Source organism: Variovorax flavidus, assembly GCF_030317145.1.
GTDB classification, from domain to species: Bacteria; Pseudomonadota; Gammaproteobacteria; order Burkholderiales; family Burkholderiaceae_C; genus Variovorax; species Variovorax flavidus.
This window is the reverse complement of the sequence record NZ_JASZYE010000005.1, coordinates 301,367-324,259: the sequence shown is the minus strand read 5'-3', so window position 1 is coordinate 324,259 and position 22,893 is coordinate 301,367. Positions and strand designations below refer to the sequence as shown.

General features: G+C 66.0%; 22 protein-coding genes and 1 riboswitch. Of the genes, 16 read left to right on the top strand and 6 right to left on the bottom strand.

All coding sequences use genetic code 11. The features are described from left to right. The first annotated feature begins 25 nt into the window (after positions 1 to 25). The 6 genes from QTH90_RS23335 to QTH90_RS23310 all read left to right on the top strand — a co-directional run bounded on the left by QTH90_RS23335 (position 26) and on the right by QTH90_RS23310 (position 6,696). The gene (locus tag QTH90_RS23335) at positions 26 to 2,425 is read left to right on the top strand and encodes a 3-hydroxyacyl-CoA dehydrogenase/enoyl-CoA hydratase family protein (protein ID WP_286666944.1); all 2,400 of its coding nucleotides are present in this window, start codon (positions 26 to 28) and stop codon (positions 2,423 to 2,425) included. 11 nt (positions 2,426 to 2,436) lie between these two features. After that, positions 2,437 to 3,636 carry an acetyl-CoA C-acyltransferase gene (locus QTH90_RS23330; RefSeq protein WP_286666943.1) on the top strand — a complete coding sequence of 400 codons (1,200 nt, stop codon included), beginning with the start codon at positions 2,437 to 2,439 and terminating at the stop codon, positions 3,634 to 3,636. A 77-nt stretch (positions 3,637 to 3,713) separates the two neighbouring features. Further along, on the top strand, positions 3,714 to 4,544 hold the full coding sequence (locus QTH90_RS23325; RefSeq protein WP_286666942.1) for an acyl-CoA thioesterase: 831 nt from the start codon (positions 3,714 to 3,716) through the stop codon (positions 4,542 to 4,544). 4 nt (positions 4,545 to 4,548) lie between these two features. Next, positions 4,549 to 5,295: an SDR family oxidoreductase gene (locus QTH90_RS23320; RefSeq protein WP_286666941.1), complete on the top strand. Its 747-nt coding sequence runs from the start codon at positions 4,549 to 4,551 to the stop codon at positions 5,293 to 5,295. Between the two features lie 13 nt (positions 5,296 to 5,308). Continuing rightward, positions 5,309 to 5,905: a 2-hydroxychromene-2-carboxylate isomerase gene (locus tag QTH90_RS23315; protein WP_286666940.1), complete on the top strand. Its 597-nt coding sequence runs from the start codon at positions 5,309 to 5,311 to the stop codon at positions 5,903 to 5,905. Between the two features lie 26 nt (positions 5,906 to 5,931). After that, positions 5,932 to 6,696: an enoyl-CoA hydratase gene (locus tag QTH90_RS23310; RefSeq protein ID WP_286666939.1), complete on the top strand. Its 765-nt coding sequence runs from the start codon at positions 5,932 to 5,934 to the stop codon at positions 6,694 to 6,696. 21 nt (positions 6,697 to 6,717) lie between these two features. On the opposite strand, the gene QTH90_RS23305 is transcribed toward QTH90_RS23310, so the two are convergent. Next, positions 6,718 to 7,140, bottom strand: coding sequence for an acyl-CoA thioesterase (locus tag QTH90_RS23305; protein WP_286666938.1), 423 nt, complete (start codon positions 7,138 to 7,140; stop codon positions 6,718 to 6,720). A gap of 40 nt (positions 7,141 to 7,180) precedes the next feature. Here QTH90_RS23305 and QTH90_RS23300 point away from each other — a divergent pair, with 40 nt between their 5' ends. Together QTH90_RS23300 and QTH90_RS23295 are read left to right on the top strand one after the other, a co-directional pair. Further along, entirely contained in the window at positions 7,181 to 9,013 is a 1,833-nt protein-coding gene (locus QTH90_RS23300; RefSeq protein WP_286666937.1) for an ABCB family ABC transporter ATP-binding protein/permease, read from the top strand. 79 nt (positions 9,014 to 9,092) lie between these two features. Next, the gene (locus QTH90_RS23295; protein WP_286666936.1) at positions 9,093 to 10,031 is read left to right on the top strand and encodes a 2-hydroxyacid dehydrogenase; all 939 of its coding nucleotides are present in this window, start codon (positions 9,093 to 9,095) and stop codon (positions 10,029 to 10,031) included. Here QTH90_RS23295 and QTH90_RS23290 read toward each other — a convergent pair. Further along, complete coding sequence (locus QTH90_RS23290; protein ID WP_286666935.1) at positions 10,028 to 11,482, bottom strand: amidase; 1,455 nt, start codon at positions 11,480 to 11,482, stop codon at positions 10,028 to 10,030. The genes QTH90_RS23295 and QTH90_RS23290 overlap by 4 nt on opposite strands. A 58-nt stretch (positions 11,483 to 11,540) precedes the next feature. Between QTH90_RS23290 and QTH90_RS23285 the strand changes: the two genes are divergently transcribed. The 5 genes from QTH90_RS23285 (at position 11,541) to QTH90_RS23265 (ending at position 15,865) form a co-directional block, all read left to right on the top strand. Then, positions 11,541 to 12,515, top strand: a complete 975-nt coding sequence (locus QTH90_RS23285) for a LysR substrate-binding domain-containing protein (RefSeq protein ID WP_286666934.1) — start codon at positions 11,541 to 11,543, stop codon at positions 12,513 to 12,515. A gap of 202 nt (positions 12,516 to 12,717) precedes the next feature. Further along, positions 12,718 to 13,620 (top strand): amino acid ABC transporter substrate-binding protein, encoded by a 903-nt coding sequence (locus tag QTH90_RS23280; RefSeq protein ID WP_286666933.1) that lies wholly within the window; start codon positions 12,718 to 12,720, stop codon positions 13,618 to 13,620. 90 nt (positions 13,621 to 13,710) lie between these two features. Next, positions 13,711 to 14,436 (top strand): amino acid ABC transporter permease, encoded by a 726-nt coding sequence (locus QTH90_RS23275; protein WP_286601109.1) that lies wholly within the window; start codon positions 13,711 to 13,713, stop codon positions 14,434 to 14,436. A gap of 1 nt (position 14,437) precedes the next feature. Continuing rightward, positions 14,438 to 15,103, top strand: a complete 666-nt coding sequence (locus QTH90_RS23270) for an amino acid ABC transporter permease (protein ID WP_286666932.1) — start codon at positions 14,438 to 14,440, stop codon at positions 15,101 to 15,103. A 24-nt stretch (positions 15,104 to 15,127) separates the two neighbouring features. Further along, positions 15,128 to 15,865 (top strand): amino acid ABC transporter ATP-binding protein, encoded by a 738-nt coding sequence (locus QTH90_RS23265; protein ID WP_286667013.1) that lies wholly within the window; start codon positions 15,128 to 15,130, stop codon positions 15,863 to 15,865. Positions 15,866 to 16,008: 143 nt separating this feature from the next. Here QTH90_RS23265 and QTH90_RS23260 read toward each other — a convergent pair whose 3' ends face one another. Then, on the bottom strand, positions 16,009 to 16,854 hold the full coding sequence (locus tag QTH90_RS23260; RefSeq protein ID WP_286666931.1) for a GNAT family N-acetyltransferase: 846 nt from the start codon (positions 16,852 to 16,854) through the stop codon (positions 16,009 to 16,011). Between the two features lie 46 nt (positions 16,855 to 16,900). Between QTH90_RS23260 and QTH90_RS23255 the strand changes: the two genes are divergently transcribed. Continuing rightward, entirely contained in the window at positions 16,901 to 17,119 is a 219-nt protein-coding gene (locus QTH90_RS23255; RefSeq protein WP_286666930.1) for a SlyX family protein, read from the top strand. 87 nt (positions 17,120 to 17,206) lie between these two features. Further along, entirely contained in the window at positions 17,207 to 18,040 is an 834-nt protein-coding gene (locus QTH90_RS23250) for a DUF4399 domain-containing protein (protein WP_286666929.1), read from the top strand. Here the strand turns inward: QTH90_RS23250 and QTH90_RS23245 are convergent. From QTH90_RS23245 to QTH90_RS23235, 3 genes are all read right to left on the bottom strand, one after another. Next, positions 18,027 to 18,833, bottom strand: a complete 807-nt coding sequence (locus tag QTH90_RS23245) for an HAD-IIB family hydrolase (RefSeq protein ID WP_286666928.1) — start codon at positions 18,831 to 18,833, stop codon at positions 18,027 to 18,029. The genes QTH90_RS23250 and QTH90_RS23245 overlap by 14 nt on opposite strands. Beyond that, entirely contained in the window at positions 18,833 to 20,461 is a 1,629-nt protein-coding gene (locus tag QTH90_RS23240) for a peptide chain release factor 3 (protein ID WP_286666927.1), read from the bottom strand. The genes QTH90_RS23245 and QTH90_RS23240 overlap by 1 nt, the downstream gene beginning before the upstream one ends. Positions 20,462 to 20,563: 102 nt before the next feature. Further along, complete coding sequence (locus QTH90_RS23235) at positions 20,564 to 21,211, bottom strand: hypothetical protein (protein WP_286666926.1); 648 nt, start codon at positions 21,209 to 21,211, stop codon at positions 20,564 to 20,566. A 100-nt stretch (positions 21,212 to 21,311) separates the two neighbouring features. Then, positions 21,312 to 21,381, top strand: a riboswitch (S-adenosyl-L-homocysteine riboswitch). 63 nt (positions 21,382 to 21,444) lie between these two features. Here QTH90_RS23235 and ahcY point away from each other — a divergent pair. Next, a complete protein-coding gene (gene ahcY / locus QTH90_RS23230) occupies positions 21,445 to 22,881 on the top strand; it encodes an adenosylhomocysteinase (RefSeq protein ID WP_286567922.1) in 1,437 nt (478 codons plus the stop codon). Positions 22,882 to 22,893: the final 12 nt, after the last annotated feature.

Sequence of the window (22,893 nt, the reverse complement as noted above, 5' to 3'; positions counted from 1 at the left end):
AGTCAGAACTTTTGTAGGGCCAGTCATGTCCAGATTTCAAGTGAAGAAAGTCGCCGTGCTCGGTGCCGGCGTCATGGGCGCGCAGATCGCGGCCCACCTCGTGAACGTGCGCGTGCCGGTCGTGTTGTTCGACCTGCCCGCCAAGGAAGGGTCGAAGAACGGCATCGTCACGCGCGCCATCGACAACCTCAAGAAGCTCAAGCCCGCGCCGCTGGGTGATGTGGCCGATGCAGGCCTCATCGAAGCCGCGAACTACGAGGACGACCTCGCCAAGCTCGGCGAATGCGACCTGGTGATCGAGGCGATCGCCGAGCGCATGGACTGGAAGCTCGATCTGTACAAGAAGATCGCGCCCCACGTCGCCAAGCACGCCATCCTGGCCTCGAATACCTCGGGCCTGTCGATCACCAAGCTGAGCGAGGCGCTGCCCGAGGCGCTCAAGCCGCGTTTCTGCGGCATCCACTTCTTCAATCCGCCGCGCTACATGTTCCTGGTCGAGCTGATCAACACGCCGACCACCGAGCCGGAAGTGCTCGACCAGCTCGAAACCTTCGTCACTAGCGCGCTCGGCAAGGGCGTGGTGCGCGCGCACGACACACCCAACTTCATCGCCAACCGCGTCGGCATCGCCGGCATGCTGGCCACGCTGAAGGAAGTCGAGAAGTTCGGCCTGACGCCCGACGTGGTGGACGACCTCACGGGCAAGAAGCTCGGCCGCGCGAGTTCGGGCACCTTCCGCACCGCCGACGTGGTGGGTCTCGACACGATGGCGCACGTCGTGAAGACGCTGCAGGACAACCTCGACGAGAAGAGCGATCCGTTCTACCCCAACTTCGCGACGCCACCCGTGCTCGCCAAGCTGCTCGAGCTCGGCAACCTCGGCCAGAAGACCAAGGCCGGCTTCTTCAAGAAGGCCGGGCGCGACATCCTGCGCTTCGACCTCGCCAGGGGCGAGTACGTGCCCTCGGGCGACAAGGCCGACGAGGTCTATGGCCGCATGCTCAAGAAGCCAGCCGCCCAGCGCCTGAAGCTGCTGCGCGAGAGCGAAGGTGCGCAGGGCCAGTTCCTGTGGGCCATCCTGCGCGACAGCTTCCACTACGCGGCCGTGCACCTCGAAACCATCGCCGAGAGCGCACGCGATATCGATCTCGCGATGCGCTGGGGCTTCGGCATGAAGCAGGGCCCCTTCGAACTCTGGCAGGAAGCCGGCTGGACCCAGGTTGCCCAATGGATCCAGGAAGACATCGATGCCGGCAAGGCGCTGTCGACCGCGCCGCTGCCGAAGTGGGTCTTTGAAGGCGCGGTGGCCGAGGCCGGTGGCGTGCACACGCCCGAAGGCTCCTGGAGCGCTTCGAAGAGCACCTTCATCGCGCCGCGCCGCCTGCCGGTGCATGAACGCCAGTTGTTCCCCGAAAGCGTGCTGGGCGCCAACGCGCCCGATGCGAACAGCGCGGGCACGACCATCCAGGACGAAGGCGACGTGCGCCTCTGGACGCTGGACGGCGAAGTGCTCATTGCGAGCATCCACTCGAAGATGCACGCCATCAGCCCCGACGTCGCAGAGGCTCTGGCCGCTGGCGTCGAACTGGCCGAGAAGGACTACAAGGCCATGGTGATCTGGTCGCCCGACGAGATGTTCTCGGTCGGCGCCGACTTGCAGGCGATGCTGCCGGCCTTCGTCGTTGCCGGAATCGGCGCAGTCGAAGCTGCGGAGGAAGAGCTGCAGAAGGTCATGCTGAAGATCCGCTACGCCAGCGTGCCGGTCGTCTCGGCCGTGCGCGGCATGGCGCTCGGCGGTGGCTGCGAGCTGGCGATCCATTCGGCCAGGCGTGTTGCCGCGATGGAGAGCTACGTCGGCCTGGTGGAAGTCGGCGTCGGCCTGATCCCCGGCGCGGGCGGCCTGACCTACATCGCTCGCCGTGCCGCGGAGAACGCGGCCGCATCGACGGGCACCGACCTGCTGCCCTTCCTGACCGAAGGCTTCACCGCAGCGGCCATGGCCAAGGTCGGCACCAGCGCGCTGGAATCGAAGAAGCTGGGCTACCTGCTCGACAGCGACGTGATCGTTCCCAACAAGGACGAACTGCTCTACGTCGCGCTCCAGCAAGCCAAGGCGATGGCCGACGCCGGATGGCGCCCGCCGCTGCGCCGGCAGTTCAAGGTTGCGGGCCGCAGCGGCGCCGCGACCATCCAGGGCCAACTGGTCAACATGCGTGACGGCGGCTTCATCAGCGCCCACGACTTCCACATCGCGAGCCTGATCGCGGGCGTCGTCACCGGCGGCGACGTCGATGCCGGCTCGCTGGTGACCGAGGAATACCTGATGACGCTCGAGCGCAAGGCCTTCTGCTCGCTCATCGTTCATCCCAAGACGCAGGAGCGGATCATGGGGATGCTTTCGACCGGCAAGCCCGTGCGCAACTAAGGACAGACATCATGAGCAAGCAAATCCAGGACGCCTACATCGTCTCCGCCACTCGCACGCCGATCGGCAAGTCGCATCGCGGCTACTTCCGCAACTACCGGCCCGATGACCTGCTCGCGACCACGCTGAAAGCGGCGCTCGCGGCGGTGCCCGGGCTCGACCCCAAGGCGATCGAGGACATCATCTGCGGCTGCGCGATCCCCGAGGCGCAGCAAGGCCTCAATGTTGCGCGCATCGGCGCGGTGCTGGCGGGCCTGCCCAACAGCATCGGCGGCATCACCGTCAACCGCTTCTGTGCCTCCGGCCTGTCGGCGGTGCAGATGGCAGCCGATCGCATCCGCGTCGGCGAGGCCGAGGTGATGATCGCGGCCGGTGTCGAAAGCATGAGCATGGTGCCGATGATGGGCAATGCGCCCTCGCTGTCGCCTTCGATCTTCGAGCGCGACGGTGACGTGGGCATCGCCTACGGCATGGGTCTCACGGCCGAGAAGGTGGCGCAGCAGTGGAAGGTCAGCCGCGAAGCGCAAGACGCCTTTGCCCTGCAGTCGCACCAGCGCGCACTGGCGGCGCAGCAGGCCGGCGAATTTGCCGACGAGATCACGCCGATCGAAGTCACGGACCGCACGCCCGATCTCGCGACCGGCGAGCCGATCGTCAAGACCCGCACCGTCAGCCTCGACGAAGGCGCGCGTCCCGACACCTCGATCGAAGGTCTCGCCAAGCTGCGCACCGTGTTCGCGGCCCGCGGCTCGGTCACGGCGGGCAACAGCTCGCAGACCTCCGACGGCGCAGGCGCGCTGATCATCGCGAGCGAGAAGGCCTGCAAGCAGTACGACCTGAAGCCGCTCGCGCGCTTCGTGAGCTTCGCCAGCAAGGGCGTGCCGCCGCACATCATGGGCATCGGCCCGATCGAGGCGATCCCTGCCGCACTGCGCTACGCAGGGCTGACGCAGGACGCCATCGACTGGATCGAACTCAACGAAGCCTTCGCGGCGCAATCGATTGCGGTGATGAACACGCTGGGGCTCGACCCGGCCAAGGTCAACCCGATGGGCGGCGCGATCGCACTGGGCCATCCGCTGGGCGCGACGGGCGCGATCCGTTCCGCGACGGTGATTCATGCACTGCAGCGCAAGAAGCTGAAGTACGGCATGGTCACGATGTGCGTGGGCATGGGGCAGGGCGCGGCGGGCATCTTCGAGCGCGTGTAGGCCTCAGGGTTTGTGAGCAGGCGCAGGCGTCTCCGATACGACTGCACGATCCATCGGCACGGAGGCACACTGCGGCCATGAAATCACACCCTCTCGACAAGGCCCTTGCACTGGAGCACAGCGACATCCAGGCAGGGCTCTTCACCGGGGCCACGAGCCCCGACTACTGGAACATGGTGGGGCCTTTCGGCGGCACGACGGCGGCCGTGATGCTGCAGTCGGTGCTGCGGCATCCCGACCTGCTCGGAGAGCCGATCGCCCTGACGGTCAACTACGCCGCGGCGCTCGAAGCAGGCGCGTTCGAAGTGCAGGCCGTGCCGGTGCGCACCAATCGCTCGACGCAGCACTGGACCGTGCAGATGACGCAGTCCGGCAGTGAGGGCAAGACCCACGTCACGACGACGGCCACCGTGGTCACGGCGGTGCGGCGCGAGACCTGGGGCGTCAACGATCTACCGATGCCTGAAGTCCCTTCGCCCGAGCGGGTCGAGCGGCTGAGCATCGGGCCGGCCCGGGTCGCGTGGCTCGAGCGCTACGAGATGCGCCCGGTCAGCGGCTCGATCCCGACGCGCTGGGACGGCAGCGGCGACCACAGCGAGACGCGCATGTGGCTGCGCGACTGGGAGCCGAGGCCGCTGGATTTCGCCTCGCTGGCGGCGTTGAGCGACACCTTCTATCCGCGCGTCTGGCTCCGCCGCGCGACGCACGTGCCGATCGGCACCGTGTCGATCACGACCTACTTCCACACGGACGCCGGACTGCTGGCCGAGATCGGCACCGGCTACCTGCTGGGCCGCGCGACGGGGCAGCAGTTCCGCAACGGGTACTTCGACCAGGCCGCGCAGCTCTGGAGCGAATCGGGCGCACTCCTGGCCACCAGCAACCAGATCGTCTACTTCAAGGAGTGACTCCATGACGGGTACGAAAGCAGCACTGATCGTCGGCGCGGGCGACGCGACCGGCGGCGCCATCGCGCGCCGCTTTGCGCGTGAAGGCTACGCCACCTGCGTCACGCGGCGCAGCCTCGACAAGCTCCAGCCCCTGGTCGCCCGCATCGAGGCCGAGGGCGGCAAGGCACATGCCTTTGCCAGCGACGCGCGCAAGGAAGAAGAGGTCGTCGCGCTCGTCGAGCAGATCGAAGCGACCGTGGGTCCGATCGAAGTGCTGGTCTTCAACATCGGCGCCAACGTGCCCGAGAGCATCCTGACGGAGACGGCGCGCAAGTACTTCAAGGTCTGGGAGATGGCCTGCTTCTCCGGCTTCCTGAACGGGCGCGAGGTGGCCAAGCGCATGGTGGCGCGAGAGCTGCCGGAAGGCTCGCACCGCGGCACGATCATCTTCACCGGTGCCACCGCGTCGATGCGCGGCGCGGCCAACTTCGGCGCCTTCTCCGGCGCGAAGATGGCCCTGCGCGCGCTGGCGCAGAGCATGGCGCGCGAGCTGGGGCCGCGCGGCATTCACGTCGCGCACTCGATCATCGATGGCGCGATCGACACCGAGTTCATCCGCAGCACCTTCCCCGAGCGCTATGCGCTGAAGGCGCAGGATGGCATCCTCAATCCCGAGCACATCGCCGACGCGTACTGGATGTTGCATTCGCAGCCGCGCGACGCCTGGACCCACGAGCTCGACCTGCGGCCGTGGTCCGAGAAATTCTGAGGAGACAACCCGAATGACGACGCGATCGGTCGATTTCTATTTCGATTTTGGCAGCCCCGCCTCCTACCTCGCTGCCACGCAGTTGCCGCACCTGTGCGCCGACGTGGGCGCCGAGCTGGTGTGGAAGCCGATGCTGCTGGGTGGCGTGTTCCAGTCCACCGGCAATCATTCGCCGGCCACCATTCCTGCCAAGGGCCCGTACGTGTTCACCGACCTGGCGCGTTTTGCACGGCGCTACGGAGTTCCGCTTCGCCACAATCCGGATTTTCCGATCAACACGCTGCTGCTGATGCGTGGTGCCACCGGCATGCAGATGCATGAAGCCGAGCGCTTTCGGGCCTACGTTGATGCCATGTTCCACGCGATGTGGGTCGAGCCGCGCAACCTGAACGACCCCGCGACGGTGGGCGCCGTGCTGCAGGCCGCGGGCTTCGATGCCGCGAAAATGCTGGCACTCGCCAACGCGCAGGACGTCAAGGACCAGCTCAAGGCCACGACCCAGGACGCCGTGCGGCGTGGCGTCTTCGGCGCGCCGACCATGTTCGTCGGCGACCAGATGTTCTGGGGCCAGGATCGGCTCGACTTCGTGCGCGAGGCGCTCGGCGCCTGAACCACTTTTCTTTGCAAGGACTCACCATGAGCGACATCCTCGTCCACACCGAAGCCGGTGTGATGACCATCACTTTCAACCGCCTCGACAAGAAGAATTCGATCACCAGCGCGATGTATGGCGAACTGGCCGATGCGCTGGCCAAGGCCGATCAGGACAACGCGGTGCGTGCGGTGCTGATCCAGGGCGACGCGACGATCTTCAGCGCCGGCAACGACATTGGCGACTTCCTCAATGGTCCGCCTTCGACGCAGGAGTCGCCGGTGTTCCGCTTCCTGCGCGGCATCGCGACTTTCCCGAAGCCGATCGTGGCCGCCGTGTGCGGCCCGGCGGTGGGCATCGGCACCACGATGCTGTTCCATTGCGACCTCGTCTACGCGGGCGACAACGCAGCTTTCTCGATGCCCTTCGTGAACCTGGGCCTGTGCCCCGAGGCGGCGTCCAGCCTGCTGGTGCCGCTGATGTTCGGCTACCACCGTGCGGCCGAGGCGCTGCTGCTGGGCGAGCCCTTCATGGCCGAAGCTGCCTTGGAAGTGGGCCTGGTCAATCGCGTGGTGCCGCCGACCGAAGCCAATGCAATTGCACAGGCCCAGGCGCGCAAGCTGGCGGCCAAGCCGCTGAGCGCGCTGATCGAGACCAAGCGCCTGATGAAGAAGTCGCAGCAGGCGGTGGTGCTGGAGCGCATGGGCGAGGAAGGCCAGAGCTTCGGCCGCATGCTGCGTGAACCCGCCGCGCGCGAGGCCTTCACGGCCTTCATGGAAAAGCGCCGGCCCGACTTCTCGAAGGTCTGAGTCCGGCGGGCGGGGCGGGCGTCAGTCCTTTTCGATAGGTCTCGGGCGCCCGTTGTCGTCTATCGCGACATAGGTGAATGTCGCCTCGGTCACCTTGATGTACTCGCCTTGCGCCTTGAAGCGCTCGGCGAACACTTCCACGGTGACCGTGACCGAGGTGCGTCCGATCCGCTCCAGCTTGGAGTAGAACGACAGGATGTCGCCCAGCCGCACCGGCTGCTTGAACACGAATTCGTTAACCGCGACGGTCGCCATCCGGCCCTTGGCGTAGCGCGCCGGGATCACCGAACCGGCCAGGTCGCACTGCGCCATCACCCAGCCGCCGAAGATGTCGCCGTTGGCGTTGCAGTCGGCCGGCATCGGGATCACCTTGAGCACCAGCTCCATGTCGGCCGGAAGGCTTTTGAGCGTGGCGGTGAGGTTGGGACTGGAAGTGGCGGACATGGGCACAATCTGGATCAAATAACACCCACGATTGTCCCCCATGCGCCGCAGCGGCGAAGCAATTTCCTCTCCTCATCACGCCTCGGGCAGCCAGCCTGCCCGCGGCGACCGTTCCGACTGGGCCACGCTGCGCAGGCTGTTCCCCTACCTGTGGCACTACAAGTGGCGTGTGATGGCGGCGCTCGCCTTCATGATCGGCGCCAAGGTCGCCAACGTCGGCGTGCCGGTGCTGCTCAAGAACCTGGTCGATGCGATGTCGATCAAGCCGGGCAGTGCGGCCGCGCTGCTGGTGGTGCCGGTCGGCCTGTTGGTTGCCTATGGCTTGCTGAGGCTTTCGACGGCCGTTTTCAACGAACTGCGCGAACTGGTCTTCGCCAAGGCGACCGAGGGTGCAGCGCGCAGCATTTCGCTGGAAGTCTTCCGTCACCTGCACGCGCTGAGCCTGCGCTTCCACCTGGAGCGGCAGACCGGCGGGATGACGCGCGACATCGAGCGCGGCACGCGCGGCGTGCATTCGTTGATCTCGATGTCGCTCTACAGCATCGTGCCGACCATCATCGAGCTCACGCTGGTGCTGACGGTGCTGGGCGTGAAGTTCGATTCGGGCTTCGTCTGGATCACCGTTGCCGCGCTGGTGGTCTACATTGGGTTCACCGTCATCGTCACCGAATGGCGCACGCAGTTCCGCAAGACGATGAACGAGCTCGATTCCGTGGCGCAGAGCCACGCGGTCGATTCGCTGCTCAACTACGAGACGGTCAAGTACTTCAACAACGAGAACTTCGAGGCGGGCCGCTACGACGCCAGCCTGGAACGCTACCGCAAGGCCGCCGTCAAGAGCCAGACCACGCTGAGCCTGCTCAACGCGGGCCAGCAATGCCTGATCGCGGTCAGCCTGGTCGCGATGCTCTACCGCGCCACACAGGGCGTGGTCGACGGGCGCATGACGCTGGGCGACCTCGTGATGGTCAACGCCTTCATGATCCAGCTCTACATCCCGCTCAACTTCCTGGGCGTGATCTACCGCGAGATCAAGCAGAGCCTGACGGACCTCGACAAGATGTTCGTGTTGCTCGAGAAGGAGCGCGAGGTGCGCGACGCGCCGGACGCGACGCCGCTCGCAGGCGCCGATTCGACGGTGCGCTTCGAGAACGTGAGCTTTGCCTACGAGGCCGCGCGACCGATCCTCAAGAACGTGAGCTTCGAGATCCCGGCGGGCGAGACGGTGGCCGTGGTCGGGCCCTCGGGCTCGGGCAAGTCGACGATGGCGCGGCTACTCTATCGCTTCTATGACGTGCAGCAGGGCCGCATCACCATCGGCGGCGAGGACATCCGCAAGGTGACCCAGGCAAGCGTGCGCCAGTCGATCGGCATCGTGCCCCAGGACACGGTGCTCTTCAACGACACGGTCGAATACAACATCGCCTACGGCCGCCCCGGCGCGAGCCGGGAAGAGGTCGAGGAGGCCGCCCGCGCGGCGCGCATCCACGATTTCATCGTGCACACGCCGAAAGGCTACGAAACCACGGTGGGCGAGCGCGGGCTCAAGCTGTCGGGCGGCGAGAAGCAGCGCGTGGCCATCGCGCGCACCCTGCTCAAGAACCCGCCGATCGTGATCTTCGACGAGGCCACGTCGGCCCTCGACTCGGCGAACGAGCGGGCGATCCAGTCCGAGCTCAAGAGTGCGGCGCGCAACAAGACCACGCTCGTGATCGCACACCGTCTCTCGACGGTGGTCGACGCGCACGAGATCCTCGTGCTCGAAGGCGGCGTGATCGTCGAGCGTGGTACGCACGCCGACCTGCTGGCCCGGCAAGGCAAGTACGCGCAGATGTGGAGATTGCAGAAGCTCGAGGCTGCGCCCGTACTGTGACCCTCTTTTTTCCGGTCGCGCGGCATTCGGGCCGCGCGATGCGGCTCTTATTCAATTCAGCCATTTCAGGAGCAAGTGAATGTCCGAGAAGATTCCTCTTTTGGTGCTCAACAGTCTTTCGACCGCCCATCAGGCGCAGTTGGCCGCTGTCTATGACCTGACCTACGCGCCCACCCAGGCCGAGCGCACGGCGGCCATCGCCGCGAACGGCGCGAAGTTCCGCGCGGTACTGACCATCGGCGTGATCGGCATCACGGCGGAAGAGATCGCCGCCATGCCCAAGCTCGAGCTCGTCTGCGCCATGGGCGCGGGCTTCGAAGGGCTCGCGATGGATGCGATCCGTGCGCGCGGCATTGCGGCTGCCAACGGCGCCGGCACCAATGACGACTGCGTGGCCGACCACGCCTTCGGCCTGTTGATCGGAGTGGTGCGCGGCATCCGCACGCTCGACCGCCAATGCCGCGAAGGCGTGTGGCGCGAGGAAATCCCGCAGCCGCCCAATGTGTCGGGCAAGAAGCTGGGCATCCTGGGGCTGGGCACCATCGGCCAGAAGATCGCCAAGCGTGCGGGCGGATTCGACATGGAGGTCGGCTATCACAACCGCAAGCCGCGCGAAGGTTCCGCGCACCGCTATTTCGACAGCCTCAAGGCGCTGGCGGAATGGGCGGACGTGCTGGTGATCGCGACGCCGGGCGGCGCGGGAACGCGGCACCTGATCAACGCGGAGATCCTCGACGCGCTCGGCCCCCAGGGCTATCTGGTCAACATCTCGCGCGGCAGCGTGGTCGACACCGAGGCGCTGGCCGCGGCACTGCGCGCGAACCGGATTGCGGGGGCAGGACTCGACGTCTACGAAAGCGAACCCAAGCGGCCCGAGCCCCTGATCGGCCTCGACAACGTGTTGCTGACGCCGCACATGGCAGGCTGGTCGCCCGAGGCGACCCAGGCGTCGGTGAACCGCTTCATGGCCAACGCCGAAGGCCACTTCGCAGGCCGCGGCGTCGTGTCTCCCATCTAGGCCGGCAACTCTCCGAGCACCGACGGCTGGACGACGCCCCAGCCGCAGGCCCGGTCATAGGCGTGGCCGAGGCGCAGCACGTCGAGGTCACGATGGATCGGGCCGGCGATCTGCAAGCCCATCGGCAGGCCGCCTTCGCCGAAGCCCGCGCGCACGTTGAGAGTGGGAAGACCGGCGAGCGTGAAGGGCGTGACGATCTCCATCCAGCGGTGATAGGTGTCGCTCGCCACATCGCCGACCGCGGCGGGCCAGTCGAGCTTCGCGTCGAAGGGAAAGACCTGCGCCGTCGGGGCGACCACGACATCGAAGGCATCGAATGCACGCACGAAGGCGCGATAGACGTTCGAGCGATAGACCGATGCCTGGTACAGCGCCGCGGCGTCGAGCTGATGGCTTTGCTCGATTTCCCAGCGGGCCTCGGGCTTGAGCCGTTCGCGAAGCGAAGGATCGGCGTACGCGGCGCCCAGCTTGCCGCCGACCAGCAACTGACGCAGCCGCAGCCACGCGGTCCAGTTCTGTTCGCGCGGTACATCGAGCTGGAGCGGCTCGACCTCGCAGCCGAGATCCCGGAAGGTCTGCAGGGCGCCTTCGCAGAGTTCGCGCACGCCCGGCGCGAGCGGCAGATCCGGCCATACGCTGCCGAGCCAGCCGATGCGCAGGCCCTTCACGTCGCTGTCGAGCTGCATCGCATCAGGAGAGGGCAGCGCGTCGGAGAGCGACAGCGGCACACGCCGGTCGAAGCCCGCCTGAACGGCGAGCAGGCGGGCGGCGTCCTCGACGGTGCGGGCCATCGGGCCTTCGCAGCCGAGTTGCTGCAGGAACAGTTCCTCGTCCGGCGAGCCGGGCACCCGGCCTCGCGATGGGCGAAAGCCGATCACATTGTTGAACGCCGCCGGATTGCGCAGCGAGCCGCCCATGTCGCTTCCATCGGCCACCGGCAGCATGCCCAAGGCCAGCGCGACCGCGGCGCCTCCGCTGCTGCCGCCCGCAGAAAGCGTGGGCTGGTAGGCGTTCAGCGTGGTGCCGAACACCGTGTTGTAAGTGTGCGAGCCGAGCCCGAACTCTGGCGTGTTGGTCTTGCCGATGACGATGGCGCCGGCCCCGCGCATGCGCGATACATGCAGGCTGTCGCCGCGCGCCGGTGAGCGCGGCGCGAGCGGCGAACCCATCGAGGTCGGGAGACCCGTGGCATGGCTCAGGTCCTTCACTGCGAGCGGAAAGCCGTGCATCCAACCGAGCCGTTCGCCGCGCGCGAGCTGTGCGTCGCGCTCGCTTGCCTCGTCCAGCAGTTGCTGCGGATCGCGCAGCGACACGATGGCGTTGAAGCGCGGATTGAGCGCCTCGATGCGCGCCAGCGCGGCGGCCATCAGTTCACGGCAAGAGACCGCGCGCGCGGCGATTTGGCGGGACAGGGTGGTGGCATCCAGGTCGAGAAGGTCGTCAGCGTGCATGGCGAAAGCGGGCTCCGTGAGGTCCCGGAGTATGTCGCAGCCCTCGCATAATCAGTTCATGGAAACCAAGTGGCTCGAAGACTTTGTCAGCCTTGCGGAGACGCGCAGCTTCAGCCGCTCGGCCCAGTTGCGGCATGTGACGCAGCCCGCGTTTTCTCGCCGCATCCAGGCGCTCGAAGGATGGGCCGGCACCGACCTGGTGGATCGCAGTTCCTATCCGACGCGGCTCACGCCGGCCGGCCAGACGCTCTATGGCCAGGCGATCGAGATGCTGCAGGCGTTGCAGAGCACGCGCGCCATGCTGCGCGGCCATTCGGCGGCGGCGCAGGACGTGATCGAGGTCGCCATCCCGCACACGCTGGCCTTCACCTTCTTCCCGGCCTGGATCACGGGCCTGCGCGAGCAGTTCGGGCCGCTGAAGAGCCGGCTCATCGCGCTCAACGTGCATGACGCGGTGCTCCGCCTGGTCGAGGGAAGCTGCGATCTGCTCATTGCCTACCACCATCCCTCGCAGCCGCTGCCGCTGGATGCCAACCGCTACGAGATGGTGAGTCTCGGTCAGGAAGTCGTGGCGCCGTGGGTCAAGCCCGACGCCGAAGGTGCGCCGCGCTACCGGTTGCCGGGGCGCGCCGGGCAGCCGCTGCCTTATCTCGGCTATGCGCCGGGCGCCTACCTCGGTCGCGTGGTCGACCAGTTGCTCAAGGAGTCGGGCACCGCGATCCACCTCGACCGCGTCTACGAAACGGACATGGCCGAGGGACTCAAGGTAATGGCGCTCGAAGGCCACGGCATCGCCTTCTTGCCACAAAGCGCCGTGCGCAAGGAGATCCGCGCCCGCACGCTGGTGAGTGCGCTCCCGCCCGAAATCGACCGCCTCGAGGCGACGATGGAGATCCGCGCCTACCGCGAGCGGCCGTCCGCGGCTCACAAGGCGAGCGGCCGGCCGGGCAAGACCGATGCGTCCTCTCCAAGAGCCAAGGGCTCCGTGGACGCTCTCTGGGCCTATCTCGTGGGAACCCAGCCCGAGTCGTGACCTCGTGTTTCATTCGGGCACAAAGGGTGCTTTAAGAGAACGCATCCGCAGCCGGTTGCGAACTGGTGCGCCCGCGCAGTGCTGAAAACGGCCGCGCGCTGATCCATGGTGCGTGACGCACCGGGTTGGCCCGGGTATGGCGCAAAATGCGGGCGTCTAGAATTTCGTGTATCTGTATCTCTAAGTCACAGGAGTTTTCCATATGAAGAAGCAAATGTTGGCCCTGGCCGTAATGGCGCTCGCCGCGGGGGGCGCCTTTGCACAGGCCGGCGATACGCTGGCCAAGATCAAGTCCAGCGGCAGCGTCACCATGGGCGTGCGCGACTCCTCGGGCGCACTGGCCTACACCATCGGCGACGGCAAGTACGTTGGCTTCCACACCGAAATGTCGGAACGCATCCTGGCCGACATCCAGAAGCAGCTCGGTTTGCCCAAGCTGGAAATCAAGCGTCAGCTGGTGACCTCGCAGAATCGTGTTCCTCTGGTGCAGAACGGCACCGTGGACCTCGAATGCGGCTCCACCACCAACAACGCCACCCGCCAGAAGGACGTCGCCTTCGCCGTCACCACCTACGTCGAGGAAGTGCGCATCGCGGTCAAGGCCAATTCCGGCATCAACTCGATCAAGGACCTCAACGGCAAGAGCGTCGCCACCACCACCGGCACGACCTCGGTGCAGACGCTGCGCAAGAACGAGCGCGCGCAGGGCATCGACTTCAAGGAAGTCATGGGCAAGGACCACGCCGACAGCTTCCTGCTGCTCGAATCGGGTCGTGCCGACGCCTTCGTGATGGATGGCCAGATCCTGGCCGGCAACATCGCCAAGTCGAAGGCTCCGGCCGACTTCAAGATCGTCGGCGAGGCCCTCTCGGTCGAACCGATCGCCTGCATGATGCGCAAGGACGACCCGGCCTTCAAGAAGGCGGTCGACGACAGCATCAAGAACCAGATCAAGGACGGTTCGCTGGCCAAGATGTACGACAAGTGGTTCATGCAGCCGATCCCGCCGACCAACACCAAGGTCGGCCTGCCGCTGTCGGAAGCCACCAAGGCCGCGTGGGCCAACCCCAACGACAAGCCGATGGAAGACTACGCCAAGAAGTAAGTCGCGTGGGCTGACGCGTGAACGAACGCCCGCCTCTTTCGGCGGGCGTTTGTTTTGTGAGTTGCCTCCAACAATGATCGAGGAGTTGAAATGGGAAAATGGGATTGGCAAATCTTCCTGGAGGATCCGGGCGGCAAGATACCTACCTACTGGCAATGGCTGGTCTCGGCCTGGGGCTGGACGGTGTCGGTGTCCTTGTGCTCGCTGGTCGTGGCGCTGGTGCTGGGCTCCCTGGTCGGCGTGATCCGCACGCTGCCCGACAGCCCCTGGCTGGTGCGCTTCGGCAATGCCTGGGTCGAGCTGTTCCGCAACATCCCGCTCCTGGTTCAGATCTTTCTCTGGTACCACGTGGTGCCGAAGATATTCCCCGTCATGGCGGGCCTGCCGCCCTTCATCCTGGTGGTGTTCGCGCTGGGCTTCTTCACCTCGGCACGGATCGCAGAGCAGCTTCGCTCCGGCATCCAGGCCTTGCCCAAGGGCCAGCGCTACGCCGGCATGGCGGTGGGCTTCACCACCTTCCAGTACTACCGCTACGTCATCCTGCCGATGGCCTACCGGATCATCATTCCGCCGCTCACCAGCGAATCGATGAACATCTTCAAGAACTCGTCGGTCGCGTTCGCGGTGTCGATTCCCGAGATGATCCAGTTCGCCATGCAGGCCGGCGAAGAGACATCCCGCGTGACCGAGATGTACATGGCCGTGACCGTGCTCTACGTGATCTCCGCGATGATCATCAACCGCATCATGGCGTGGGTCGAGAAGAGAGTCCGCGTGCCGGGCTTCGTGGTCGCCGGCGGAACGGGAGGACACTGAGATGAATCTCGATCTGACATTCTTCAGCTGGCCCGTCATCAGCGCCTTCCTGCTCAAGGGCCTGTACTTCAGCGTGTTCCTGACCGTGGTCGCCACGCTGGGCGGCATCTTCTTCGGCACGCTGCTCGCGCTGATGCGGCTGTCGGGCAAGAAGTGGCTCGACATGCCCGCGGCCATCTACGTCAACGGCATGCGCAGCATTCCGCTGGTGATGGTGATCCTCTGGTTCTTCCTGCTGGTGCCCAACATCATCGGCCGGCCGATCGGGCCCGAGTACTCGGCCATCATCACATTCGTTGCCTTCGAGGCGGCGTACTTCAGCGAGATCATGCGCGCAGGCATCCAGTCGATTCCGCGCGGTCAGGTCTTCGCAGGCCAGGCCATGGGGATGAGCTATGGCCAGAACATGAAGCTCGTGATCCTGCCGCAGGCGTTTCGCAACATGCTGCCGGTGCTGCTGACCCAGACCATCATCCTGTTCCAGGACACCTCGCTGGTCTATGCGATCGGCGCCTACGACCTGTTCAAGGGATTCGACACGGCGGGCAAGAACTTCGGGCGGCCGGAAGAGGCCTACCTGCTGGCTGCGGTCGTCTACTTCGTGCTGTGCTATTCGCTCTCGTACCTCGTGAAGCGACTGCACAGAAAGATCGCCATCATCCGCTGAAGGAGAGAAAAGATGTCCGACAAAATGATTGAAATCAAGAACGTTTCCAAGTGGTATGGCCCGGTGCAGGTGCTCAACGACTGCTCCGTCAGCATCTCCAAGGGCGATGTGGTGGTGGTGTGCGGACCTTCGGGCTCCGGCAAGTCCACGCTGATCAAGACGGTGAACGCGTTGGAGCCCTTCCAGAAGGGCGAGATCACGGTCAACGGGATTCCGCTGCACGACCCCAAGACCAACCTGCCGCAGCTGCGCTCGAAGGTGGGCATGGTGTTCCAGCACTTCGAGCTCTTCCCGCATCTGTCGGTCACCGAGAACCTGACGATCGCGCAGATCAAGGTCCTGGGCCGCAGCCCCGATGAAGCCAAGACCCGCGGTCTGAAGATGCTCGACCGCGTGGGCCTGATGGCGCACAAGGACAAGTTTCCCGGCCAGCTCTCCGGCGGCCAGCAGCAGCGCGTGGCCATCGCCCGCGCGCTGAGCATGGACCCGATCGTGATGCTGTTCGACGAACCCACTTCCGCGCTGGACCCCGAAATGGTCGGCGAAGTGCTCGACGTGATGGTGGCGCTCGCGAAGGAAGGCATGACGATGATGGTCGTCACGCACGAAATGGGCTTCGCCCGCAAGGTCGCAAGCCGCGTGATCTTCATCGACGTGGGTGGACGCATCCTCGAGGACTGCTCGAAGGACGAGTTCTTTGGCCACCCCGAGAACCGGCAGCCGCGCACGAAGGACTTCCTCAACAAGATCCTGCAGCACTGAGCTCGCCCCCAGGCTGCGCGCACTTCGTGTCGCTTCGCCTTCCCGCGGCCGGGGGCGGTGACTGCAGACCGGCGGAGCCGGATCTGCGGCACCTCCCGAACTGAAAAGCCCCGCAGTGCGGGGCTTTTCTTTGGGCGCGTTCCTTAGCCCAGCTCGAAGGTGGTGATGCCGTAGATGCGGTTCAGTTCGCAATCGGGCTTGGTGCCGTGGTACATGCGCGCGGTTTCGAAGACGGCGCGCGTGCCCATCTTTTTCGCCAGCGCCACGGCGTCGGGATGGGACTGCGGAACGTCGAGGTAGATGGAGTCGCCCGCAGGGACGCTGGCGCTCAGGGCGGTGTAGAGGGCTTGGGCGACCGGGAGGTCTTCCGCCACGAGAGGACCGATCTTGTGGCCTTCGCGGCATCGGCGGATCAATCCCCATCCTGCCAGTCGTCCCTGGCGCAGCCACGCGAGGCCTGTCGCATCGGGCATCGTGGTCCAGCTGCGCAGGAAGGCGTCTCGCGGCGCGGGAAACACGCGGAGGTCGTCGGCGCACAGCGAGGCAAAGTCGATCGCGCCGAGCGGAACGATCTCATGGGCCGAGGCCATGCCTGCGCCCTGCGCAACCCCGGCGTAGCGGACGTTGTTCCAGGCCAGCTCGAAGCCGCTGCGGCGGTAGTTGTCCTGTTGGGCGGGCACGCCGTCGAGCCCGACGACATGACGCGACAAGCGGGCCATGCCTGCGCGCCAGAGGGTGATGCCGATGCCTTTTCCGCGCCACGCCGGCGCGACGATGTAGAGCCCGATGAAGCCGAAGCGCCCTGCGTACGAAACGGCGCTGATGCAGCCCAGCGGCTCGCCCTTGCGCTCGGCGACCAGAAAGCCGTCGGGGTCGGCCGCATGGAAGCAGTCGGCATCGTGGAGTCCCGGGTTCCAGCCTTCGTGCGCAGCCATGTCCATGACCCACGGCATCTCGTCGCGGCGCAGGGTGCGGATGGTGAAGTCCATGCGCGGCATTCTCACTCCGCGCACCGGATTCCTGTCCAATAGTGGGATGGAAAAACCGCACGACGTCGAACGCCGCCTGAACGACCTGGAGATCAAGGCCAGCTTCACCGAAGACCTGCTGGATCAGTTGAACATGACCATCTACAGGCAACAGCAGCAGATCGACAGCCTAGTCCTTCAGGTCACGCAGTTGCGCCAGCAGAGCCCCGACGGAGGCAGCGGTGGCCCGCGCAACTTGCGCGACGAGTTGCCGCCGCACTACTGATCGTGGTGCCGCCGCTGCGCGCCGCTGAAATTGTGATGTAACACTAAAGTCTGATGACACAATCCCCCGAAAACCGGAGGAGTGGGAATGACCGCAGGTGCACGTCACGGAATGTGGCAGGGATGGAAGTTGGCCGCGGCAGGGATTGCGCTGCTGGGTCACGGGGCCTTCGCGCAAGTGCAGCGGGGCGCGGAGGGCGCTGAACTCGTCGCGCACCCGTGGGTGGTGCCGCCGCCCAGCTGGTCGCCGGACGCGTATTTCACCAACCTGAAGGATGGCGTGACGCTCGAGGCGCCGTTCGTCGCCCGCTTCGGGCTCTCGCTGCGCGGAATCGTCCCGGCCGGCCAGACGGCGGGCAAGGCCGGCCACCATCATCTGTTGATCAACCAGCCGCTGCCGCTCGATTTCGCGAAGCCGCTGCCCTTCACCGAGCACTACATCCACTTCGGCAAGGGTCAGATGGAAACGGTGGTCGACATGCCGCCGGGCACGTACACGATGCGGCTGGTGCTGGCCGATCAGGGGCACATCCCGTACTTCGTCTACAGCAAGCCGTTGAAGTTCACGATCAGCAAACAGAACAAGGGCGTCTCGGCGGCCAGCGTGCTGGGCCAGCCGCGCATCGAGATCCTCAGCCCGGCAGATCGCACGACCGTGCAGTTGCCGTTGCGGGTGCAACTGCACGCCAGCGGCTACAACCTGTCGCACGCCGCGCCCAAGGTGCCGGAGACCGGACACTTCCGGCTCATCCTGGAACGTGCAGGCCTGAAGCCCGAGATCATCGAACTCGATGGCGGGCAGACCGAGTTGTGGATCAATCCGCCGAAGGGCGACTACAGCGCGAGGCTCGATCTAGTGAGCAATACGGCCCCGGGCGCCATCACGGCGCGAGCCAGGCCCGTCGCTTTCAGCGTGCGTTGACGCCGGCGCGGGCGCCGAGCACCGCCGCCGCGACTTCCGCGAAGCCGGCCCCTCGCTCGGCCTGCGCGACATAGCGCGGCAGGTGCGACAGTGCCGACTCGAAGCGGCGGACATTCGCGACGCCGATGCTGTGTTCGAAGTGCTCGAACATCAAGGCGTCGTTGGTCGAATCGCCCACGTAGGCCCAGCGCGGCATCTCGCCGCCGAGCTGCCGGCCCCAGAGCTCTCCCACGATCCAGCGGGCGCCAGCCAGCTTGTTGTGATCGCCATACCAGCCGTTGACGTGGATGCTGCTGACGGTGGCGTGCATGCCCTCGCTTCGCATCAGCGCGACGACGGCGGCGATCCGGGCGTCGTCCAGGTGCGTGAACTCGCTGTGGTCGATCGCGATGTCGCACTCGCGGCCTGCCGAGTCGGTGGCGCGTCGCGCGCCCGGGATCTCGCGCTCGATGCGCTCCAGCACGCCTTGCATGCGCTCGAAGTTGAGTGCGCGCGTCGCGGCGTCCTGCTGGTAGCGTTTCTCGAGCCGGCCCGAGGGGGACGGCACGAGCGCGACCGCGCCGTTCTCGGCGACGATCGCATCCAGGGGCCATGCACTGGCGAAAGGCTCGCTCCAACCCACGGGGCGGCCCGTGATCGCGACACTGTGGAGGCCGGCCGCCTGGATAGCGGCCAGTGCCTTCAATGCATCGGGCGTGATGGCGCCATCTGTCGTCAGGGTGTCGTCGATGTCGGTGAAGACACCCACCAGTTCACGCCGCGCCTCGAGCGGCCATCGCGTCAGCGGCAGCATCAGCCGGCCGTTTGAAGCGCCAGGCCCGCATGCTCGCGCAGCGGATGGAAATGGATCTTCGGGAAGCGCTCCTGCGCCAGCCGCACGTCGTAGGGCGAGGTGCAGAGGTACGCCAGGGTCTCCGCCGCATCGCGCGCCATGCGCGCGGGGTAGGCGTCCGTGAAGGCGCGCAGCTCAGCCGGCGTGTCGGCGGTGATCCAGCGTGCGCCGGTGTACTGGCACCCTTCGAGCCGAACGTCGGCGTCGTACTCGGTCTTCAGGCGATGCTGCACCACTTCGAACTGCAGTTGGCCGACCGCGCCGAGGAGCATCGGTCCGCCGACCTCGGGCCGGAACACCTGGATCGCGCCTTCCTCGCCAAGCTGGGCCAGCCCCTGCTGCAACTGCTTGGTGCGCAGCGGGTTCTTCAGGATCACCGTCATGAACAGCTCGGGCGCGAAGAAGGGCAGGCCGGTGAACTGCAGCGACGCGCCGTCGGTGATCGTGTCGCCCAACTGCACGCCGCCGTGCGTGGTGAAGCCGACGATGTCGCCCGCATAGGCTTCCTCGACCGCTTCGCGGCGCTGGCTCATGAAGGTCACGACACTGGTCGGGCGCAACTCCTTGGCGGTGCGCTGCACCTTGAGCTTCATGCCCGGCGTGTAGCGGCCCGATGCCATGCGCACGAAGGCGATGCGGTCGCGGTGGTTGGCGTCCATGTTGGCCTGCACCTTGAACACCACGCCGGCGAAGTCCTTGTCATCGGGCTGGATCTCCTTGACCACCGGCTGCCGGTTGACCAGCGTCGTGCTCACGCGCGGCTGCGGCGGCGGCGCGAGGTCGACCAGCGCGTCGAGCACTTCCATCACCCCGAAGTTGTTGACGCCGGACCCGAAGAACACCGGCGTCTGCTTGCCGGCCAGGAATGCCTCGCGGTCCCAAGTGGGGGATGCGCCGGTGGCGAGTTCCATGCTCTCCATCGCGGTGTCGAACTCGCGGCCGAAGCGCTTCTGCAGCGTGTCACTGCTGGCGAGCGGAATGGTTTCGAAATCCTGCGGCAGGCGTTCGCTGCCCGATTCGAAGACCGTCATCGCCTGGGTGCGGAGGTTCACGATGCCGCCGAAGGTCTTGCCCTGGCCGACGGGCCAGGTCATCGGCACGCAGGGCATGCCCAGCTCGCGCTCGATCTCATCGAGCAGCTCGAGCGGCTCGCGGACTTCGCGGTCCATCTTGTTGACGAAGGTGATGATCGGCGTGTCGCGCTGACGGCAGACCTCGATCAGGCGGCGCGTCTGGGCTTCGACGCCGTTGGCCGCGTCGATCACCATGAGCGCCGAATCCACCGCGGTGAGCACGCGGTAGGTGTCTTCGGAGAAGTCCTTGTGGCCGGGCGTGTCGAGCAGGTTGATGACGTGGTCGCGGTAGACCATCTGCATCACCGACGAGGCCACCGAGATGCCGCGCTGCTTTTCGATCTCCATCCAGTCGGAAGTCGCGTGGCGCGAGGCCTTGCGCGCCTTGACCGAGCCGGCGATCTGGATCGCGCCGGAGAACAGCAGCAGTTTTTCCGTCAGCGTGGTCTTGCCGGCGTCAGGGTGGGAAATGATCGCGAAGGTGCGGCGGCGGCGGGTTTCGGAGGCGAATGTCATGGGGGTGAACGCGGTGCGCGCTCACGGGCGCGGGCTGCTGGAGGCAAAGCCCACGATTTTACCGTTTTGGCCTCTCCTGAGTTGTCCCGGCGATCCTCGCGCTCACATGGGCGGGGTGAATCCGTTGCGGCCGACCAGCAGGCTCGAGGCGGTGGGCCGGCCGTCCTTCAGCTGCGCCGTGACGACGACCTTCGCACCCTGGACCACCAGCGCCGACTGGTCGTCGTTGCCGGGCTTGAAGGTGACGATCGGCGTGCCGCGCGGGACGATCACGGTCTTTTCGCCGTCCTTGTACTTGAGCACCAGCTTCTGGCCGCCCGGCACCGTGGCCGGCGCCGCCGACAGTTCGGAAACCGTGGCGTTGGTCATCGTGCCGTTGGGCATGTAGTCCCAGGGGCGGAAACCTTCGCCGGTGCCGCGCATGGCTTCGGGAAACACCAGGACTTCGACCGCGCGCTGGGTGCCGTCGGGCTGCGGCATGGAGCCTGCGCCGACAAAGCTGTTGGGCTTGATGGCCGCCACGGTCACCGGGAGCACCTCGATGACACGCATGTCGGCGGGGCGCGCCATGGTGACGACTTCCCCGCTGCGGTCCTTGACGGTCAGCGACTTTGCATCGACGTGCACGATGACGCCGCGCACGCGCACGTTCTGGGCCGCCGGGGCGGCTGGGGTTTGTGCGGGGACCACCATCGGCAACACGGCCGACGCGATCACGAGGGATGTGGCAAGGGCTCTGGCTTTGAACATGTTGTAACGCCTTGGCGGCGGGGCTGGGGTGAATCCGCCAGTCTAGGCCGATCGTAAAGTCGCTGCTGACGACCGACCGCCCGCACGCGCTAAAATGCCCCGTTCCGAGGAGCGTTGCAGCGCCGACAGGCGTGAGGCTCGGACCAACATCGCAACCACGCTCACCCGCTGTTCTCGCGGTGAGTCCTTTCCCCGAACGCAGTGGCATCTTTCAAACTTGCTTTGGAGCCAACATGAGCGCCGTTCTCAAATCCCCCGTTTCCACCGCCGACCAGGCCATCGCCGATCTGACCCTTGCCGCCTGGGGCCGCAAGGAAATCCGCATCGCGGAAACCGAAATGCCCGGCCTGATGGCAATCCGAGAGGAATTTGCCAAGAGCCAGCCGCTCAAGGGCGCGCGCATCACCGGCTCGCTGCACATGACGATCCAGACCGCGGTGCTGATAGAGACGCTGCAGGCCCTGGGCGCCACCGTGCGCTGGGCCTCGTGCAACATCTTCTCGACGCAGGACCATGCCGCCGCCGCCATCGCCGCCGCCGGCACGCCGGTGTTTGCGATCAAGGGCGAGTCGCTGGAAGACTACTGGGACTACACCCACCGCATCTTCGACTTCGGCGCCAAGGGCTCGGCCGGCGAAGGCCCGAACATGATCCTGGACGACGGCGGCGATGCCACGCTGCTGATGCACCTGGGCCAGCGCGCCGAAAAGGACCAGAGCGTCCTCGCCAACCCGACCAGCGATGAAGAGCGCATCCTGTACGCCGCGATCAAGGCCAAGCTGGCCGTCGACGCGACCTGGTACACCCGCAAGTCGGCGGAGATCATCGGCGTGACCGAAGAGACCACCACCGGCGTGCACCGCCTGAACGAGATGAGCGCCAAGGGCACGCTGCTGTTCCGCGCCATCAACGTCAACGACTCGGTCACCAAGAGCAAGTTCGACAACCTGTACGGCTGCCGCGAATCGCTGGTGGATGGCATCAAGCGCGCCACCGACGTGATGATCGCCGGCAAGGTCGCCTGCGTGGCCGGCTACGGCGACGTGGGCAAGGGCTCGGCCCAGGCCCTGCGCGCGCTGAGCGCACAAGTGTGGGTCACGGAGATCGACCCGATCAACGCCCTGCAGGCCGCCATGGAAGGCTACAAGGTCGTGACCATGGAGTACGCCGCCGACAAGGCCGACATCTTCGTGACCACCACCGGCAACCGCGACGTCATCCGCCATGAGCACATGGCTGCGATGAAGGACCAGGCCATCGTCTGCAACATCGGCCACTTCGACAACGAAATCGCGGTCGCGTCGATCGAGAAGTACGAGTGGGAAGAGATCAAGCCGCAGGTCGACCACATCACCTTCCCGGACGGCAAGAAGATCATCCTGCTGGCCAAGGGCCGTCTCGTGAACCTGGGCTGCGGCACGGGTCACCCGAGCTTCGTGATGTCGTCGTCGTTCGCGAACCAGACCATTGCCCAGATCGAGCTGTTCACCAAGCCCGACGCCTACCAGGCTGGCAAGGTCTACGTGCTGCCCAAGCACCTCGACGAGAAGGTCGCTCGCCTGCACCTGAAGAAGGTCGGCGCCATGCTGACCGAGCTGACCGATGCCCAGGCCGCCTACATCGGCGTGGACAAGAACGGCCCGTACAAGCCGGACACGTACCGCTATTGATCGCGCGGGCCT